Genomic DNA, 18,012 nt, shown 5'->3' on the forward strand with positions numbered 1-18,012 from the left:
TCGCGTGGCGAAGCGCGAGTGTCGAATTGCAACCACCGGGCAACCGGGTGTAGAGGGAGCAGGCCTTGATACAGAACTTCGACTTCAACGTGGCAGGCAAGACCGGGCAGTTCTGCGCGAGCCTTGCGGAAGACGGCACGCGGCGCGTGTTCATCAGTGAGGCGGATACCGCGAAGACGCTGGTGATTCTCGACGCCACCGGCCTCATCGGCGCGCTCAAGGCTGAGCTCGAGGAGCCCGACCAGCTGATCGCTCACGCCATCCGCAAGGCGCAGAACGATGGTTTGATCGCCCGCGCGATCGACTCCGGTGCGATCCAGGAGGCGTCGCTGTAGTTCGGCACGCCAGTTCGCTGTCGAATCAGCGAGATTCCGGTTCGTTCACTCGCGCCGGCGCGATGCGGCGCACGTCCGCATGCGCCGGTTCGGTTCTCACGAACCAGGCCAACCCGGCCGCCGTGAGCAGGAGCGCCGTCGAGACCGCGGTTTCCGCATGCAGGCCGGCCACCACCTGCGCCGCGCCCGCCCCGCCCGCAAGCGCGCCGAACGCCGCCACCCCCACTGCACCGCCCGCCTGACGCGCCGTATTGAGCAGCGCCGAGGCCGTCCCCGCACGCGCCGGCTCCACCGAGGAGAGCACGGCCGTGGTCATCGCCGGCACGGCGAGGCCCATGCCGGAAGGAATCAGCAGGAAGGCGAGCAGCACGAAGGCGAGCGGCGTCGCGGCATCCACGCTGACCAGCAATGCGTAGCCGGCACCCGCAATCAGCGCGCCGATGATCATCGGCCGGCGCGTGCCGTAATGCGCTACCACATGGCCGCTCACGATGTTCGAGAGCAGGAAGCCGGCGGTGAGCGGAATGAACGCGAGTCCCGCCTGCAACGGCGTCTCGCCCCGCGCATGCTGCAGATAGAGCGCGAGCACGAACACGGTGCCGTAATAGGTGAGATTCACGCAGATACCGAACAGCACCGCCGCGCTGAACGTGCGGTTGCGCAGCATGGCGAGCGGCACCATGGGGTCGTGTGCGCGCGCTTCGAGCGAGACGAACGCTAGACCCGCCACGAGCGCGAGCGCAAAGCCGCCCGCCACGGCCCAGTGCGTGAAGCCGAGCGGCCGCCATTCGATCACGGCGCCGGTAAAGGCCGTGAGCGCCACGATGGCGAGCAGCTGGCCGCGCACGTCGAGGCTGCGCACGGCGGGCGCGCCGGCAGCGCTGGCATCGTGCGTATGACGGCGCGGCGCGGGAATCCAGGCGAACGTGGCCCAGAGGCCGGCCGCGCACAGCGGCAGGTTCACGAGGAAAATGCTGCGCCAGCCGAACGCCGCGATCAGCAGGCCGCCCGCCACCGGCCCGGCGGCGATCGAGATGGCGCCGGCGGCGGTCCAGAAACCCACTGCACGCGCCCTGAGCGCCCGGTCGTGGCGGCACGCTTCGTTGAGCAGCGCGAGCGAATTGGGCAGCATGGCCGCCGCGCCCGCGCCCTGCAGCGCGCGGGCGGCAATCAGCATGACCGGATTGGCCGCGAGCCCGCAGGCCAGCGAGGCGAGGGCGAACACCACGAGCCCGATGGCGTAGAGGCGGCGTGCGCCGTAGCGGTCGCCCAGCACGCCGCCCGAGAGCATCAGCACGGCGAAGGCGAGCGTATAGGCGTCGACGATCCATTGCAGGCCCGCGACGTTCGCATGGAGATCGGTTGCGATGCGCGCGAGCGCAATATTGACGATGGTCACGTCGAGCTGCGTGACGACGAACCCGACGCTGACGGTCGCGACGATACGCGTGAGCGCGGGCGTGAAGTGGACTGGGGTGGGGTGTGAGGTATTCATGCGCCCATGGTAGGGCGCTCGCAGGCTTCGACGTTTCAGCGCGAGGTGAATCGTCGAAGCCGGCGAAAAATGGTGTCCGACCAGTAACGGCCGCCCAGTGCGCAGTAAGTGCACACTGGGGCGCACTTACTGCTCCCGATGCGCGTCCTTGAAGAACAGCGTCGTGATCGCACCGAGGACGCAGATCGCGGCCACGTAGTAGGTGGGCGCGAGCGGCGCGGACTTCATCAGCAGCGCGACGACGATCGGCGTGAGGCCGCCGAACACGGCGTACGCCACGTTGTACGAGAACGAGATGCCCGAGAAGCGCACCACGGGCGGAAACGCATTCACCATCACATAGGGCACCGCGCCGATCGTGCCGACCAGCAGCCCGCAAAGCGCATAGAGCGGCATGAGCATCGAACTGTCCACGGCGATCTGGCGGAACATCGTGTAGTAGGCGATCGCGAGAGCGATGCCGCCTATGGCCAGCACGCGGCGCGCGCCGAAGCGGTCCGCGAGCGCGCCCGCGCTCACGCAGCCCACCGTGAGGAAGAGCGTCGCCAGGCAGTTCGCGAGCAGCGACGTGGTGGCGTCGAGATGGAACTGCTTCTGCAGGAGCGGCGGCGTCATCAGGATCACGACGACGATGGCGGCCGAAAGCATCCACGTGAGCAGCATCGAGACGATCACGGCGCGGCCGTGGTCGCGCAGCACGGCCTTGAGCGGGATTTCGTCGGCGAGCGACTTGCGCGCCTTCATCTCCGCGAACACCGGCGTTTCGTGCAGCCACTGGCGCAGATACACCGAGAACATGCCGAACAGCCCGCCAATCAGGAACGGAATGCGCCAGGCATACGCGGCGATGTCGCCCGGGGCGTAGTGATGATTGACCGCCGCGGCGATCAGCGAGCCGAGCAGGATGCCGAACGTGAGGCCCGCCGTGAGCGTGCCGCATGCATAGCCGATATGGCGGCGCGGCACGTGCTCGGAGACGAACACCCACGCGCCCGGCACCTCGCCGCCCACGGCCGCGCCTTGCAGCACGCGCAGCGCGAGCAGCAGCACGGGAGCGAGCACGCCGATCGTCGCGTAGGTGGGCAGGCAGCCCATGGCGAGCGTGGGCAGCGCCATCAGCAGCACGGAGAGCGTGAACATGCGCTTGCGGCCGAGCAGGTCGCCGAAGTGCGCCATGACGATGCCGCCGAGCGGCCGCGCGAGGTAGCCCGCCGCGAAGATGCCGAAAGTCTGCAACTGGCGCAGCCAGTCGGGAATCGTTGCGGGGAAGAACAACTGGCCGATAGCCGGCGCGAAGAATACGAAGATGATGAAGTCGTAGAACTCGAGGGCGCCGCCGAGTGCGGCGAGCCCGAGCGTCTTGTAGTCGCTGCGGGTGAGCGCGCGCGCAGCGGCAGGCGTGCGCACGCCAATTTCTGTTGCTTGCATTTCCGAAAAACCAGGGTGTTGTTATGTACGACGTTGTATGTAGCGCGTGCGGAACGCGTGGACGTCCGGGATGGCCAGAATTTGCCTGGTGCGCGCGTGGCGCGGGGGCGGCGGTCGTCGGATAGGCGGGCGCAGGGGTGGGGCACGGCAACAGCGCGTCCGCGAGGGTGGGCGGACGTGCGACGACTTCAGGCCAGTGCGCGATTCTACAGGAAGCCTGGGAGCTGCCCGATGCGCGGCCCGTCAGGACGCTCCCGCGCCGCTGTGGGAAAACGGCGAAGCGCTCTGGAATTCGGACTCGTCCGATGGGCAGATTTTGCACATATCCACAAAATTGCCCGCTTTCATCATCGATCCATCAGGGGCCCCCACCATGCGTATCGCGATCCTCCAGCGCGACGCTGACCATCGCCAGCAGCTCGAGCGCGTGCTGACGCAATGCGGTCACGCCTGCGTTGCGTCCAGCGACGCACTCCTGCTTGCCAGAACCTTGGCCGCATCGACGGTCGATATGCTCCTGCTCGACTGGCAGGGCTCGCAGATCGCCGGCGCCGAGCTGCTGAGAACCTTGCGGGCCGTGAACGGCAGCCAGCTTCCGGTGCTGTTCGTCTCGGAGGACGCCTCCGACGCGAACGTGGTGCGAGCGTTTTCTATCGGCGCCGACGACTACGTGTGCCTGCCGGTTTGCCCTTCGGTGCTGCGCGCTCGCGTGAACGCGCTCCTGCGCCGCGCGTTTCCCGACCGGTTCGAGAACCTGACGATCGACGCCGGCCCCTATCGCTTCGACTTGCGGCATCAGGCGGTCAGCGTGCACGGCAAGCCTGTGCTGCTCTCGACCACGCAATACCGGCTGGCTGCGCTGTTCTTCTCGAATATCGGGCGCATGCTCTCGCGCGATCACATTTACGCGATGGTGTGGGGGCGCGAGTTGCAGACCTTGACCCGCACGATCGACAGCCACGTGTCGCGGTTGCGTCTGGTGCTGGAGATCGACACGCCGAACGGGTTTCGGCTGCAGCCGGTGTACAAGAGCGGCTACCGGCTGTTGTGCCTGCAGGATGAAAGTGAGGCGCTCGCCGCCGAAGGCGCGGGGCTCGAGTCGGCTTGAGGGGTAGCGCGGCGAATCATTCTGTCGTTCGATAAAAAAAGACGGCGGCACGCATGGCGTGCCGCCGTCTTTTTTGGCTGGTGCGTTACGCGCCGCGCGCGGCAACCTCAGCGTGCGAGGCCGAGTCCTTGCAGCACGGCGTTGCCTTCCTTCGTCAGGCGGATGCGCGGGTCCCCGGCGTCGTCCTGGACCTGCTCGACGAGGCCGGCTTCCTTGAGCATCGGAATCTCCGGTTTGGCGTGCGCGTCGATCGGCGCATGCAGCAGCAACAGGAGGGTCGCAAGCTCGTGGTGGCTCAGCAACCGGCGCAACAAGGTGCGGCGAGCGGGCTTCGCGCCGGGCGCGGCCTCGCTGTCGACCTGGTTTGTCGCCTGGATTTGCGGGTCTTGCTGTTTCACGGAACCTCCTGCAGCGCTCGTTTCTTTTGGTGAAGCGATGATGCGGACGAAGACTTAAGCAATTCTTAAAACGCCCGGCGAAAATGTGTCATCGCGCTACACGGCGCGTATCGATGTAAAAGGCTGTAATTGAAAGGGCGCGAAGGCGCGGCGAAGCGCCGCGCAAAGCGACCCGGCAAAAACGGCCCGTCAAATGTTCAAGGCGCGCAGGTTTTACTCGCGCCTTCGATCCACAGGTTCGAGGCGTGGCGTTTGCCGGCGTAATAACGGTAGGTCGTCGCGCCGTTATCGGTGCGAACCTTGATGACGTTCGAGTCGCCGAACTCGAGCATCTGGCCTTGCGGCAGCGGCGAGGTGGTGAAGCTGGCGCCGTGACGCGAGGCTTCGACGGTCAGGCACGAGATGACGTCCTGGACCGACCGGTTGGTTGTGGAATCGATGACCGGCTGACCGGCGTCCGGGTTGCTCTGAAACCACGCGCACGCGCCGAGCGCGAGCGAAAGGGCAAGGGGCACGGCAAGCTTCTTCATATTTCCCGGTATCCAACGAAGTAGCCAATCATTATATCGGGAGCATGTCCCGTGCCACGGCGTGGGCGCAACATGCCGCAAAACTGTCACGCGCCGGGCATCCGTGTTGCGGCAGTGCGACGTGCGTGCGAAGCCCTACATACTGGCGCGCAAGAACGTACGGAGCGAGATAGACTATTTAAGGGGTGCCGTCTGGAAATCTGACGTGACGTCAGGAGAATACGCATGAACCGCCCATCGGTACGCTTTCCTGTTCGCGCCGCTGGCGCTGGCTCACTCTTCAGGTGGGTCAAGTGGGGATTCGTCGTCGCGTTTCTGGCCGCCCTCGTCATCATCGCGCGCATCGTTCAGATCGAAATCGACACGTCGCGCCTGCAGGCGCGCTATCTCTCCGAACTCACGCGCGACATCGGCTTTACGGTCGAGAACGGGCCGAGCCACAACATCCGCTTTCCCACCACGAACGGGCCGTACGACGTGCGGCTCGGTTATGCGCAGCTGCCCACCTTCGAGAACCGGCTTGCGGAACGCGGTTTCGCGATCGCCGCGCAGGCGCGCGATTCAGATCGCATGATCGCCGTCGCCGACCAGGGGCTTTTCCTGCCATTCGAAGAAAAGGACCAGGCCGGCATCGTGCTGCGCGACGCTTCCGGTGCGACGCTTTTCCATACGCGTTATCCGCAGCGCGCGTACGAGAATTTCGACGCGGTGCCGGCCGTGGTGCGCGACTCGCTGCTTTTCATCGAAGACAAATATCTGCTCGCCCAGGACCAGCCGAACCGCAACCCGGCCATCGACTGGGGGCGCTTTAGCCGGGCGCTCGTCGACCAGGGTGCGCGCCTCGTGAACCAGCATCAGCAGACGCCGGGCGGCAGCACGCTCGCCACGCAGATCGAGAAGTTCCGGCACTCGACGGGCGGTCGCACCTCCACGCCGCCGGAGAAGCTGCGCCAGATCGCGTCCGCGTCGCTGCGCGCGTATCTGGACGGCCCGCAGACGATGCCCGCGCGCCAGCAGATTCTCGTGCGCTACCTGAATTCGGTGCCGCTCTCCGCCAAGCCGGGCGTGGGCGAAGTCAACGGTCTCGGCGACGGCCTCGCCGCCTGGTATGGCCGCGACTTCCGCGAAGTCAATCGCATCCTGCGCGCGCCGCTGACGCCTGAGACGCTCGACGCGCAGGCGCTGGCGTTCCGCCAGGTGCTCTCGCTGCTGATCGCCCAGCGCGCGCCTTCGTACTTCCTGCAAAAGAACAACGAGGCGCTCGCGAAGCTGACCGACAGCTATATCCGCCTGCTCGGCGCCGGCGGCGTGATTACGCCGGCGCTGCGCGACGCCGCGCTCGGCACGCAGCTTACGCTCGACCGCTCGAAGCCGTCGCAGCGTGTGCCGGTTTCCTTCGTGGAGCGCAAGGCGGTGCTGACGCTGCGCACCCAGCTCATGCAGGCGCTGGGGCTGAAGACGCTTTACGACCTCGACCGCCTCGATCTGACCGCCACGGCCACGCTCGTCGACAGCGTGCAGCAGGCCGTGAGCGACCGCCTCGCCGACGCCGCGACGAAGGACGGCGCGCGCCAGGCGGGTCTGGTCGGCTTCGAGATGCTGCGCCCGTCCGACGATCCTTCGAAGATCGCCTATAGCTTCACGCTGTTCGAGCGCAGCAGCGGTGAGAACCTCGTGCGCGTGCAAACGGACAGCGTGAACCAGCCGTTCGACATCAATTCGGGCGCGCGCCTGAATCTGGGGTCGACGGCGAAGCTGCGCACGCTCGTGACGTATCTGCAGATCGTGAGCGCGCTGCACGCGCGCTACGCGGCCGACGACACAAAGTCGTTGCGCGCGATGCTGCCGCAAGTCGATCCGAGCGACGCGCTCACGCGCTGGGCGATCGACTATCTCTCGAAGACCTCCGACCGCTCGCTGCATTCCATGCTGGAAGCGGCCGTTGAGCGCAAGTACTCGGCCAGTCCCGGCGAGACGTTCTACACCGGCGGCGGCGCGCAGAGCTTCAACAATTTCGAGTCGAGCGACAACGCGCAGATTCTGACTGTGCATCGCGCGTTCCAGCATTCCGTGAATCTGGTGTTCGTGCGGCTCATGCGCGACATCGTTCACTACGAGATGATCCAGACTTCGGGGCCGCCCGCGCAATGGCTCGACGATCCTGTCGTGCGCACGCGTTTTCTCACGCAGTTTGCCGATGGTGAGAGCCAGGTCTACATGAAGCGCTTCTACACGCGCTACGCGGGCAAGAGCAACGACGAAGCGCTCGCGATCCTGCTGCAGCACACGCGCAAGGGCCCGGCGCGCATTGCGACCGTGCTGCGCAGCGTGAAACCCGACGGCAAACTGCCGTGGTTCGATGCACAGATGCGCGCGCAACTCAAGAACACGAAGTTCCAATGGCTCGATGACGAAGACCTTGCGCGCTACTACGACAAGTACGCCGTCGACAAATTCAACCTCAACGACCGCGGCTATATCGCGGGCATTCATCCGCTCGAATTGTGGCTGCTGAATTACATGCGCCTGCACCCGGATGCAACGCTTGCGCAGGTCCAGCAGGAGAGCCGCGACACGCGCCTTTACACCTACAGCTGGCTCTTCAAGACGAAGTATCACGTGACCCAGAACCGGCGCATTCGCCACATGATCGAGCTGCGCGCGTATGACGCGATCGGCAAGTCCTGGCGCGCGGTCGGTTATCCGTTCGACAACATTACGCCTTCTTATGGCGCGGCAATCGGTGCTTCGGGCGACCGCCCCGCAGCGCTCGCGCAGCTTATCGGCCTGATTTCGAGCAATGGCGAAAAGCTGCCGACGCATAGCTTCGAATCGCTCGACTTCGCGCGCGGCACGCCTTACGAGACGCACTTCGTTCATGCGTCCGCGCAGCCGCAAGCGCTGATCTCACCGGAAATTTCTCAAGTGGTGCGCGAGTTGCTGACGTCCGTGGTGGAGGGCGGCACGGCCAAGCGCCTCGCCGACGGTATGACGCTCCCCGACGGCAAGACGCTGCCGGTCTACGGCAAGACGGGAACCGGCGACCAGCGCTTCAACGTGTACGCGCCGGGCGCGCGGCTCATCGAATCGCGCAAGGTGAACCGGAGCGCGACCTTCGTGTTCGTGATCGGCAACCGCTTCTACGGCACGCTTACGGCATGGGTGCATGAGCCGTACGCGGCGCGCTATACGTTCACGAGTGCGCTGTCCGTGCAACTGCTGAAGTCGCTCGCGCCGGTGTTGCAGCCGCTGCTCGAATCCAGCTCGGCGACGGACCGCCGTGAGAAGCCCGATCCCGTCCACGCCGCGCAGCAGATGACGCTCATCGACCCGCAGTCGGGCGAAATGCGCCGTGTGGTGTGGAACGGCAACGCGCTCGAATTCGACGACGCGCACTGATTCAGCTTATTCGGAATCCAAAGCAAAACGCGAGGCTGACGCAATTGCGTCAGCCTCGCGTTCTTCCTAATGCGGTCTATATCCGCTTCAGTATCCGCTCGGCGGCGGAGGCGGCGACCCCGGCGGGGGCGGCGGCAAATAACGCGGTTGCGGCGCTGTCTGGAACTGCTGCTGAGGCGCCTGGAACTGCTGAGGCTGCGACATCGTCATGTTGCCGGGCGCCGGGATGCGGTTGCCGGTGGCGTACATGCATTGCAGATAAGCGTAGTCGTAGCGGCGCTGCACGTCCCATGCGGAACCCTGTGCGTTGCCCATGCCCACCGCGCTGCCCGCCAGCAGGCCCGCGCCCGCGCCGATGGCCGCGCCGTGGCCGCCGCCAAATGCGGCGCCCGCGGCAGCGCCGAGCGCCGTACCGACCACGGCGCTGCCCACGCCGGCACCGGTTGCCGCCTGGTTCGATGTGACGCCGCCTACCTGCTGGAAAGCGAACTGGCGGCAGTTCGCGTCGTCGGCACGGAACTGATCGAAAGTCTTGCCCGTGCCAGGTAGGGCCATCACGCTCGGCCCCGTGGGCGTCACGGCGCATGCGCTCAGCAGCCCCGCTGTGGCGAGTAGCGCGAGATACGTGTATTTCATGTGCGGCTCGATATTTTCAAGGTTTCTAGTTCGACGGCGCCGGCTGGGCGGGAACCGCGCGCCAGCCCGACGAACATTGCTTCACATACGGATAGTAGGTTTTCGACTCGTCGCAGTAATACCAGGTGTCGGCGTTCGCCTGCTGGTCGCCCGCTGCATCGCCAGGCGCTGCGTTGACGGGGCCTTGCTGCGGGTCCATCGCGGGGGCCTGCCCCTGCTCGATGTAGTCGGGCGCCTGCGGCGGCGGCGCGACGATGACGGGCGCCGGCGCGTAATAGTAGGGCGCGGGCGCGACCGGGTAGTAATACGGCACGCCGGCGCCGAAATACACGCCGACACGCGCCGCCTGTGCTACGCCGCACACGCTGAGAAGCGCGGCCGCAGCGGCCCCGAGAAACAGTTTCGACCTTCTCACACACGATCTCCAGAAACGGGCAGGCCGGAGCAACGGCGCGCGCCAGCCGATTATCGAACGCTAAGACATTGCGGGAACCAATGCAATTACGCGAGTTGCACCGATTTTTCGAGTTGTTACAGAAGGCTCGGGGCTGATGGGGCGCGAAGGGTGGCCGTAGTGCGTACGGCGCGCAACGGCTCGCATCGCGCTCCATATTTCACAGAAAAGCGTGCAATGAGGCGCGAGCGCGCGTCGACGGGCTGTAATAATTGGATAGATCGATATCGACTCTTCGCACTTCGCCCTTATCGCACGCCGCCCTGGTCTCGCAATTAATAAGGAATCCGACATGAATAGATGTTTTGCTGGTCTTGTCGCGACTTCGCTGCTCATGTCGTGGGCCGCGACCTGACGCTGGCGGCTATGACCGCCGGGCAAGGGCACGCTGATGCTCCTCGACCCCGCTTCGCTCTGCGCGCGCGTGGCCGAGGAGGCGGCCGTCTGATCGACCGCCAGGGCGCGCCGCCTAGCGCGCGGCGCGTTCGCGCTCGAGCCGGCGCACGGCTTCGCCCACGTCCTGGCTGAACTGCGCGAGCGCGGCGAGTTCGAGGTTGGGCGGCTGCAGTGCGGACCAGAGTGCGTCTACGAGGCGTTCTGCCGTAGCGTCGATGTCCGTGCGGCGGTTGGCGAGCGTCGCGTCCCACAGCACATGCTCCATGGGCCCGAATACCAGCGAACGCAGTAGCCGCAGCGGCAGGTCGTTGCGGATCTGTCCGCTTTCCTGGCCGCGCGCCAGCACGCGCATGAGCGGCGCCGTGTAGCGGCGCTGCATTTCCACGAGCGCTTCGCTCAGATCGTGGTGCCGCGTGCGGCCTTCCGAGAGCACCAGTTCGCAGATACCGGTGCCGCTCTCCAGCATCAACTGCAGATGCATGCGCACGATGAATGCAAACTGCTGGCGCACGGTGCCGTCGCGCGGCAGGCCGCCTTCGATCGCGGCGATCGATTCGTCATACCAGTCGCCGATCACGCGCGCGCACAGCTCCCGTTTGCCCCGGAAGTAGCTGAACACCGTCGCCTCGGACACACCAAGGCGCTGGGCGATCTCGGCCGTGGTGGCGCGTGCGTACCCTTTTTCCGAGAACACCTCGCGCCCCGACTGCAGGATCTCGCGCACACGCTGCTGCGACTTGCGGCCCGCCGGTTGGCGGCGCGACGCGGGCAGGACGGCTTTCCGGGCAACGGCTTCCATATTGAGCTTGATTCAATTTACGTCAGGATGGAATTGATTATCCGTGAAAAAAACGTCGCCAGACAGGGAAATTTCGTCTCCATGAAAACTTGAGCGTCACTCAGAAATACCTATTGACGTTAACGTAAATCTGGCGTGAAATGTGCGTCCATGGGGCGAAGCTACGCCCGGTTCGAGATTCCCTGGAGACACACATGAGCAACGTACCCGGTTTGCAGTTCCCGCTTGGCGAGGAAGTCGAAATGCTGCGCGACAGCATCGCTGGCTTCGCGGCGAAGGAAATCGCGCCGCGCGCGGGCGAAATCGACCGCACCGACCAGTTCCCGATGGACCTCTGGCGCAAGTTCGGCGACCTGGGCGTGCTCGGCATGACGGTTTCCGAGGAATACGGCGGCGCGAATATGGGCTACACGGCGCACATGGTCGCGATGGAGGAAATCTCGCGCGCGTCCGCATCGGTCGGCCTTTCGTACGGCGCGCATTCGAACCTGTGCGTGAACCAGATCCACCGCAACGGCACCGAGGCGCAAAAGCGCAAATATCTGCCGAAGCTCGTTTCCGGCGAGCACGTCGGCGCACTCGCCATGAGCGAGCCCAACGCCGGCTCGGACGTCGTGAGCATGAAGCTGCGCGCCGAAAAGAAGGGCGACCGCTACGTGCTCAACGGCACGAAGATGTGGATCACCAACGGCCCGGATTGCGACACGCTGGTCGTCTACGCGAAAACCGATCCTGAAGCGGGTTCGCGCGGCATTACGGCGTTCATCGTCGAGAAGGGCATGAAGGGCTTTTCGGTTGCGCAGAAGCTCGACAAGCTCGGCATGCGCGGTTCGCACACTGGCGAACTGGTGTTCCAGGACGTGGAAGTGCCCGAAGAGAACATCCTCGGCCAGCTCAACGGCGGCGTGAAAGTGCTGATGAGCGGCCTCGACTACGAGCGCGCCGTGCTGGCGGGCGGCCCCACCGGCATCATGGCCGCGGTCATGGACGCGGTCGTGCCGTACATCCACGATCGCAAGCAGTTCGGTCAGGCCATCGGCGAATTCCAGCTCATCCAGGGCAAGGTCGCGGACCTCTATACGACCTACCAGGCGTGCCGCGCCTATCTCTACGCGGTGGGCCGCCAGCTCGACACGCTTGGCCGGGACCACGTGCGCCAGGTGCGCAAGGACTGCGCGGGCGTGATTCTCTACACCGCGGAAAAGGCAACGTGGATGGCCGGCGAAGCGATCCAGATTCTGGGCGGCAATGGCTATATCAACGAGTATCCGGTCGGGCGTCTCTGGCGCGACGCGAAGCTCTACGAAATCGGCGCGGGCACGAGCGAGATTCGCCGCATGTTGATCGGCCGCGAGCTGTTCGCGGAAACCATGTAATCCTAAGCAACTCACGGTAACGAAGGGAGAACGGGATGCCGGTCATCGAATCGAAGCTCAATCCGCGTTCGGACGACTTCAAGGCCAATACCGCGGCACTCGAAGCGCTCGTCGCGGACCTGCGCGAGAAGATCCAGAAGCTAGCGCTGGGCGGCGGCGAGGCCGCGCGCGAAAAGCACCTCTCGCGCGGCAAGCTGCTGCCGCGCGATCGCATTGCGCAACTGGTCGATCCGGGCACGCCGTTTCTGGAGTTCTCGCAGCTCGCGGCCTACGGCATGTACAACGACGACGCGCCGGGCGCGGGCATCATCACGGGCATCGGGCGCATTGCGGGGCAGGAATGCGTGATCGTCTGCAACGACGCCACGGTGAAGGGCGGCACGTACTATCCGGTCACGGTGAAGAAGCACGTGCGCGCGCAGGAAATCGCCCAGGAAAACAACCTGCCCTGCGTGTATCTCGTCGATTCGGGCGGCGCGAACCTGCCGAATCAGGACGAGGTGTTTCCGGACCGCGATCACTTCGGCCGCATCTTTTACAACCAGGCGAATCTCTCTGCGCAGGGTATTCCGCAGATCGCGGTGGTGATGGGCTCATGCACGGCGGGCGGCGCGTATGTGCCGGCCATGAGCGACGAGTCGATCATCGTGAAGAACCAGGGCACGATTTTCCTTGGCGGCCCGCCGCTCGTGAAGGCGGCGACGGGCGAGGAAGTCAGCGCCGAAGACCTGGGCGGCGGCGATGTCCATACGCGCCTGTCCGGCGTGGTCGACCATCTCGCGCAGAACGACGCACACGCGTTGGCCATTGCGCGTTCGATCGTCGGCAATCTGAACCGCACGAAAACGCCGCCCGTGGTGCTGCGCGAGCCGCTGCCGCCGCGCTTCGACGCGAAAAGCCTGTACGGCGTGATTCCAATGGATACGCGCAAGCCCTTCGACGTGCGCGAGGTGATCGCCCGCATCGTGGACGACTCGGCGTTCGACGAATTCAAGGCGCGCTACGGCACCACGCTCGTGACCGGTTTTGCGCACATCTGGGGCCACCCGGTCGGCATCATCGCGAACAACGGCATTCTGTTTTCCGAATCGGCGTTGAAGGGCACGCATTTCATCGAGCTGTGCTGCCAGCGCAAGATTCCACTGGTGTTCCTGCAGAACATCACGGGCTTCATGGTCGGCCGCAAGTACGAGAACGAGGGCATTGCGCGCAATGGCGCGAAGATGGTGACGGCCGTGGCCACGGCAAAGGTGCCGAAGTTCACGGTGATCATTGGCGGTTCGTTCGGCGCGGGCAACTACGGCATGTGCGGCCGCGCGTATTCGCCGCGCTTCCTGTGGATGTGGCCGAACGCGCGTATCTCGGTGATGGGCGGCGAGCAGGCCGCATCCGTGCTTGCCACAGTGCGCCGCGACGGCATCGAAACGAAGGGCGGCACGTGGAGCGCCGAAGAAGAAAATGCGTTCAAGCAGCCGATTCGCGATCAATACGAGCTGCAGGGCCATCCGTATTACGCGAGCGCACGCCTGTGGGACGACGGCGTGATCGACCCGGCGCAAACGCGCGACGTACTCGGCCTCGGTCTTGCCGCCACGATGAACGCGCCGATCGAAGAGACGCGCTTCGGCGTGTTCCGCATGTGATGCATTGAGGACCAGACAATGCAATACGAAACGCTCATCGTAGAAGTTGCCGGACACGTGGCCACTGTTACGCTCAATCGCCCTGAAGTCCGCAACGCGTTCAACGAAGCGATGATCGCGGACGTCACGGCCGCGTTCACCGCGCTCGGCGCGCGCGACGACGTGCGTGCGATCGTGCTCGCCGGCAACGGCAAGGCCTTTTGCGCAGGCGCGGACCTGAACTGGATGCGCAGGATGGCCGGCTACTCCGACGCGGAGAATCGCGCGGACGCCATGCGTCTCGCGCAAATGCTTTCGGCGGTCTATCGCTGCCCGAAGCCGGTCGTCGCACGCGTGCACGGCGACGCCTACGCGGGCGGCATGGGTCTCGTGTGTGCGGCGGACATCGTGGTTGCCGTGGAAAGCGCGCACTTCTGCCTTTCCGAAGCGCGCCTCGGTCTCATGCCCGCCACGATCGCGCCTTACGTGATCCGCGCGCTGGGCGAGCAAGCTTCGCGCCGCTACTTCGTCACGGCTGAGGCGTTCGACTGCGCCACCGCGCAGCGGCTCGGCCTCGTGAGCGAAGCGGTGAGCGCCGAAGACCTCGACGCCACCGTGCAACGCATGACCGAAACGCTCTGTGCGAACAGCCCGAATGCCGTGCGCGAGTGCAAGCAGCTCGTGCAGGACATCGCCGGCCAGACGATCGACGAGGCCCTGATCGAAGACACCGCCGTTCGCATCGCGCGTATTCGCGCGAGCGAGGAGGGGCGCGACGGCGTGTCGGCGTTCCTTGAAAAGCGCACGCCGCGCTGGCGCGATCAATAAGGCAAGAAGCAGGAAACGAAGCGAGGACAGCACATGTTCAACAAAATCCTGATCGCCAACCGCGGCGAAATTGCATGCCGGGTCGCGGCAACTTGCAGGCGGCTCGGCGTGAAGAGCGTGGCCGTGTACTCGGACGCCGACGCGAACGCCAAGCACGTCGCGGCCTGCGACGAAGCCGTGCATATCGGCGAAGCGGCCGCGGCGCAAAGCTATTTGCGCTATGAGCGCATCATCGAAGCGGCGCGCGCCACGGGTGCACAGGCCATTCACCCCGGCTACGGTTTTCTTTCGGAGAACGAAGACTTTGCCCGCGCGTGCGAGGCGGCCGGCATCGTCTTCATCGGGCCGCCGGTCGAGGCGATCGCCGCCATGGGCTCGAAGGCGGCCGCGAAGGCGCTGATGCATGCGGCGGCCGTGCCGCTCGTGCCGGGCTACCACGGCGACGACCAGGCCCCCGCACTCCTGCAGCGCGAAGCCGATGCAATGGGTTACCCCGTGCTGCTCAAGGCGAGCGCGGGCGGCGGCGGCAAGGGCATGCGCGTGGTCGAGCGCAGCGAAGACTTCGCGGCGGCGCTCGCTTCGTGCAAGCGCGAGGCGGCCAGCAGCTTCGGCAACGACCGCGTGCTGATCGAGAAGTACCTCACGCGGCCGCGTCACGTCGAAGTCCAGGTGTTCGCCGACAAGCACGGCGGCGCGGTTTACCTGTTCGATCGCGACTGCTCGGTGCAGCGCCGTCACCAGAAAGTGCTCGAAGAAGCGCCCGCGCCGGGCCTCGAAGACGGCGTGCGCCGCGCCATGGGCGAGGCGGCCGTGGCCGCTGCGCGCGCCGTGCATTACGAAGGCGCCGGCACCGTCGAATTCATCATGACGGGCGCCGACTTCTACTTCATGGAGATGAACACGCGCCTGCAGGTCGAGCACCCCGTAACGGAGATGATCACGGGCCTCGATCTCGTCGAATGGCAGTTGCGCGTGGCGGCGGGCGAGCCGCTGCCGCTCGGGCAGTCGGAGCTTTCGATCACGGGCCACGCACTCGAAGCGCGCATTTACGCGGAAAATCCGGCGCGCGGCTTCCTGCCTTCCACGGGCACGCTCAAGCATCTGCGCATGCCGGAGGGCGTCGAGTTCCGGCTCGGCGACGCGGGCCAGCGCGCGAGCGTGCGCATGGACAGCGGCGTGCGCGAAGGCGACACCATCACGCCGTTCTACGATCCGATGATCGCGAAGCTGATCGTGCACGGCGCCACTCGCGAGGACGCGCTTGCGCGTATGAAGCGTGCGCTCGAAGCGTGCGAGGTGGTGGGGCCGCATACGAACGTCGAGTTTCTGCAGCGGCTCGTGACCTGTGAGCCATTCGCAAGCGCCGATCTCGACACAGGCCTGATCGAGCGTAACCATGACGCGTTGTTCTCGCCGCAGCAGAAGCCGGTTCGGGAAGCGCTCGCGCTCGCGTGTGCGGCGCTGCTGGGCCGTGAGGGCGGCGCGGCGCATGGCGCGTCGCCGTGGCACGCGCTTTCGCACTGGCGCCTGAATAGCGGTTTCGCGCAATCGCTCTCCTGGCGCGACGTCGAAAGCGATACCGCAATCACGGTGGCCCATACGCATGACGGTGGCGAGGAAACCCTCGCCTATGCGGGGCACGCGGCGCGCTACACGTGGTGGCGCGGCGAGGGCGTGGACGAATACGGCGCGACCATCGGCGACAAGCGCGTGATGGGTCGCGTATTCATCGACGGCGATGTGTTTCATGTGTTCTGTCTCGGCACGGCGATGGCGTTCGAGTGGCAGAACCTGCTCGCGCATGCGGCCGACGCGGAGCACGGCGAGGGCCGTCTGACCGCACCCATGCCGGGCAAGGTGATCGCCGTGCTGGTGGAACCGGGCGCCGTCGTCGAGAAGGGCACACCGCTCATCGTCATGGAGGCGATGAAGATGGAACACACCATCGGCGCCCCTGCGGCTGGTAAGGTCACCGAAGTCTTGTATGGCGTAGGCGACCAGGTGGCCGACGGCGCGCAATTGCTCGTGCTCGAGGCTGCTTGATGCCGCTTTAACCCGCTTGAAGCGGTTTGACTTGCAGGGCCGGGCAGTTCCTTCCGGCCTCCCCTGTAGCCGGAGAACGATGTGAGAGTTTTGCCCTGGGGCGCTCTGCTAAAGCGGAGCGCCTTTTTTTTCGCGCTTCGCGGACGAGAACCGCTCAGTGTCCCTTCGCATGCGCGGCGAGCAGCTCTCGATGTCGCGCTTCGGTGGCGTCGTCGGCGGGGAACATGCATTCGAGGCGCAATTCCTGGGCGGCGATGTTTTGCGGCGTGCCCACGCTCGTCACCATCGAGAAATAGCGCAGCACACTGCCGTCGTCGATGAAACTGAGCGGAATGACCGGCATGGTGGGCGTGCCGCCCGATCCATGATGCGCTTTCCAGTCGCCCGGCACGCCGGGGAACGCGAGCAATTCGTCGAGCAGCGTGCGTGTTTCGTCGTCGATCACGCGGCCGACCGCTTCGCGATACACGCGTTGCAGAAGGCTTCGCGAAACGTTCTCCCAATCCGCGAGGAATGGGCGCATGCCCTGAGGATCGAACATCAAACGCAGCAAGTTGCGTGGGGCTGGGTGCGCGGCCATATCGAAGAAGTGGCCGAAGAAGCGCGGTGCGGCGTCGTTGGACATCAGCACGTTCCAGTGCCGGTCCATGACGATGGCCGGAAACGGATCGTGCTGGCGAATGACCCGCTCGAGCGCCCGCACGACATGCTGCATTTCCTGCGCATTCCACGGCGCATCCGAATAGACGGGCGCGTAGCCGGCGGCGAGCAACAAGGCGTTGCGTTCGCGCAAAGGCACGTCGAGCGTCTGCGCAAGGGTCAGCAGCGTGTCGCGGCCCGGTACGCTGCGTCCGCTTTCAATGAAACTGATTTGCCGCTGGGAGATCCCCGCGTCCAGCGACAAATCGAGTTGGCTCATGCCGCGCGCATCCCGCCAATAGCGCAGCAGGGTGCCGAGTTCGCTTTGCGGTGCGTTCAGGTCGGGGCGCGTGGGGTTCATCGGTTCTCCCAGGTTGGATGCGGACTCGATCATCAGTGGAGGATAGGCGCTCATGCGCGACTCACCAATTACATGCGATGTAATCGCCGAGTTGCGCAGGCAGTGCACGCGCCGCGTTCGGCCGCCTTCACTCGCGCGCACTTCGCGCAAAAACAGTGCGATGAT

15 protein-coding genes are annotated in these 18,012 nt (G+C 65.4%); 7 read left to right on the forward strand and 8 right to left on the reverse strand.

The features are described 5' to 3' along the window. Positions 1 to 65 precede the first annotated feature (65 nt). Positions 66 to 335, forward strand: coding sequence for a hypothetical protein (locus AB4Y36_RS05785; protein ID WP_069261695.1), 270 nt, complete (start codon positions 66 to 68; stop codon positions 333 to 335). A gap of 25 nt (positions 336 to 360) precedes the next feature. Here the strand turns inward: AB4Y36_RS05785 and AB4Y36_RS05790 are convergent, their stop codons facing one another. Next, positions 361 to 1,830 (reverse strand): MFS transporter, encoded by a 1,470-nt coding sequence (locus tag AB4Y36_RS05790; RefSeq protein ID WP_368682517.1) that lies wholly within the window; start codon positions 1,828 to 1,830, stop codon positions 361 to 363. Between the two features lie 126 nt (positions 1,831 to 1,956). Next, the gene (locus AB4Y36_RS05795; RefSeq protein WP_368682518.1) at positions 1,957 to 3,258 is read right to left on the reverse strand and encodes an MFS transporter; all 1,302 of its coding nucleotides are present in this window, start codon (positions 3,256 to 3,258) and stop codon (positions 1,957 to 1,959) included. Positions 3,259 to 3,631: 373 nt separating this feature from the next. On the opposite strand from AB4Y36_RS05795, the gene AB4Y36_RS05800 reads away from it, so the two are divergent. Continuing rightward, positions 3,632 to 4,366, forward strand: a complete 735-nt coding sequence (locus AB4Y36_RS05800; protein WP_368682519.1) for a response regulator transcription factor — start codon at positions 3,632 to 3,634, stop codon at positions 4,364 to 4,366. A gap of 107 nt (positions 4,367 to 4,473) precedes the next feature. Here AB4Y36_RS05800 and AB4Y36_RS05805 read toward each other — a convergent pair whose 3' ends face one another. Both AB4Y36_RS05805 and AB4Y36_RS05810 read right to left on the reverse strand, forming a co-directional pair. Next, positions 4,474 to 4,743: a hypothetical protein gene (locus tag AB4Y36_RS05805; protein WP_069261885.1), complete on the reverse strand. Its 270-nt coding sequence runs from the start codon at positions 4,741 to 4,743 to the stop codon at positions 4,474 to 4,476. A 218-nt stretch (positions 4,744 to 4,961) separates the two neighbouring features. Then, positions 4,962 to 5,294 (reverse strand): hypothetical protein, encoded by a 333-nt coding sequence (locus tag AB4Y36_RS05810; RefSeq protein WP_069261699.1) that lies wholly within the window; start codon positions 5,292 to 5,294, stop codon positions 4,962 to 4,964. Between the two features lie 225 nt (positions 5,295 to 5,519). On the opposite strand from AB4Y36_RS05810, the gene AB4Y36_RS05815 reads away from it, so the two are divergent. Beyond that, positions 5,520 to 8,693 (forward strand): transglycosylase domain-containing protein, encoded by a 3,174-nt coding sequence (locus tag AB4Y36_RS05815; protein ID WP_368605477.1) that lies wholly within the window; start codon positions 5,520 to 5,522, stop codon positions 8,691 to 8,693. 87 nt (positions 8,694 to 8,780) lie between these two features. Here the strand turns inward: AB4Y36_RS05815 and AB4Y36_RS05820 are convergent, their stop codons facing one another. The 3 genes from AB4Y36_RS05820 to AB4Y36_RS05830 form a co-directional block, all read right to left on the reverse strand. After that, a complete protein-coding gene (locus tag AB4Y36_RS05820; protein WP_069261700.1) occupies positions 8,781 to 9,329 on the reverse strand; it encodes a glycine zipper family protein in 549 nt (182 codons plus the stop codon). 25 nt (positions 9,330 to 9,354) lie between these two features. Continuing rightward, positions 9,355 to 9,744: a hypothetical protein gene (locus AB4Y36_RS05825; protein ID WP_069261701.1), complete on the reverse strand. Its 390-nt coding sequence runs from the start codon at positions 9,742 to 9,744 to the stop codon at positions 9,355 to 9,357. A gap of 508 nt (positions 9,745 to 10,252) precedes the next feature. After that, the gene (locus AB4Y36_RS05830; RefSeq protein ID WP_368682520.1) at positions 10,253 to 10,978 is read right to left on the reverse strand and encodes a TetR/AcrR family transcriptional regulator; all 726 of its coding nucleotides are present in this window, start codon (positions 10,976 to 10,978) and stop codon (positions 10,253 to 10,255) included. A 194-nt stretch (positions 10,979 to 11,172) separates the two neighbouring features. On the opposite strand from AB4Y36_RS05830, the gene AB4Y36_RS05835 reads away from it, so the two are divergent. From AB4Y36_RS05835 to AB4Y36_RS05850, 4 genes are read left to right on the forward strand one after another with little or no spacing between them, the layout of a single operon-like run. Further along, entirely contained in the window at positions 11,173 to 12,354 is a 1,182-nt protein-coding gene (locus tag AB4Y36_RS05835; RefSeq protein WP_342946745.1) for an isovaleryl-CoA dehydrogenase, read from the forward strand. Between the two features lie 35 nt (positions 12,355 to 12,389). Further along, on the forward strand, positions 12,390 to 13,997 hold the full coding sequence (locus AB4Y36_RS05840) for a carboxyl transferase domain-containing protein (RefSeq protein ID WP_368682521.1): 1,608 nt from the start codon (positions 12,390 to 12,392) through the stop codon (positions 13,995 to 13,997). Positions 13,998 to 14,015: 18 nt separating this feature from the next. Further along, positions 14,016 to 14,804 (forward strand): enoyl-CoA hydratase/isomerase family protein, encoded by a 789-nt coding sequence (locus tag AB4Y36_RS05845; RefSeq protein WP_368682522.1) that lies wholly within the window; start codon positions 14,016 to 14,018, stop codon positions 14,802 to 14,804. A gap of 33 nt (positions 14,805 to 14,837) precedes the next feature. Then, complete coding sequence (locus AB4Y36_RS05850; protein WP_368682523.1) at positions 14,838 to 16,847, forward strand: acetyl-CoA carboxylase biotin carboxylase subunit; 2,010 nt, start codon at positions 14,838 to 14,840, stop codon at positions 16,845 to 16,847. Positions 16,848 to 17,001: 154 nt separating this feature from the next. Here AB4Y36_RS05850 and AB4Y36_RS05855 read toward each other — a convergent pair whose 3' ends face one another. Beyond that, entirely contained in the window at positions 17,002 to 17,847 is an 846-nt protein-coding gene (locus AB4Y36_RS05855; protein ID WP_368682596.1) for a helix-turn-helix domain-containing protein, read from the reverse strand. Between the last annotated feature and the right edge of the window lie 165 nt (positions 17,848 to 18,012).

It is taken from the genome of Paraburkholderia sp. BR10936 (assembly GCF_040965735.1).
Taxonomy (GTDB): domain Bacteria; phylum Pseudomonadota; class Gammaproteobacteria; order Burkholderiales; family Burkholderiaceae; genus Paraburkholderia; species Paraburkholderia nodosa_A.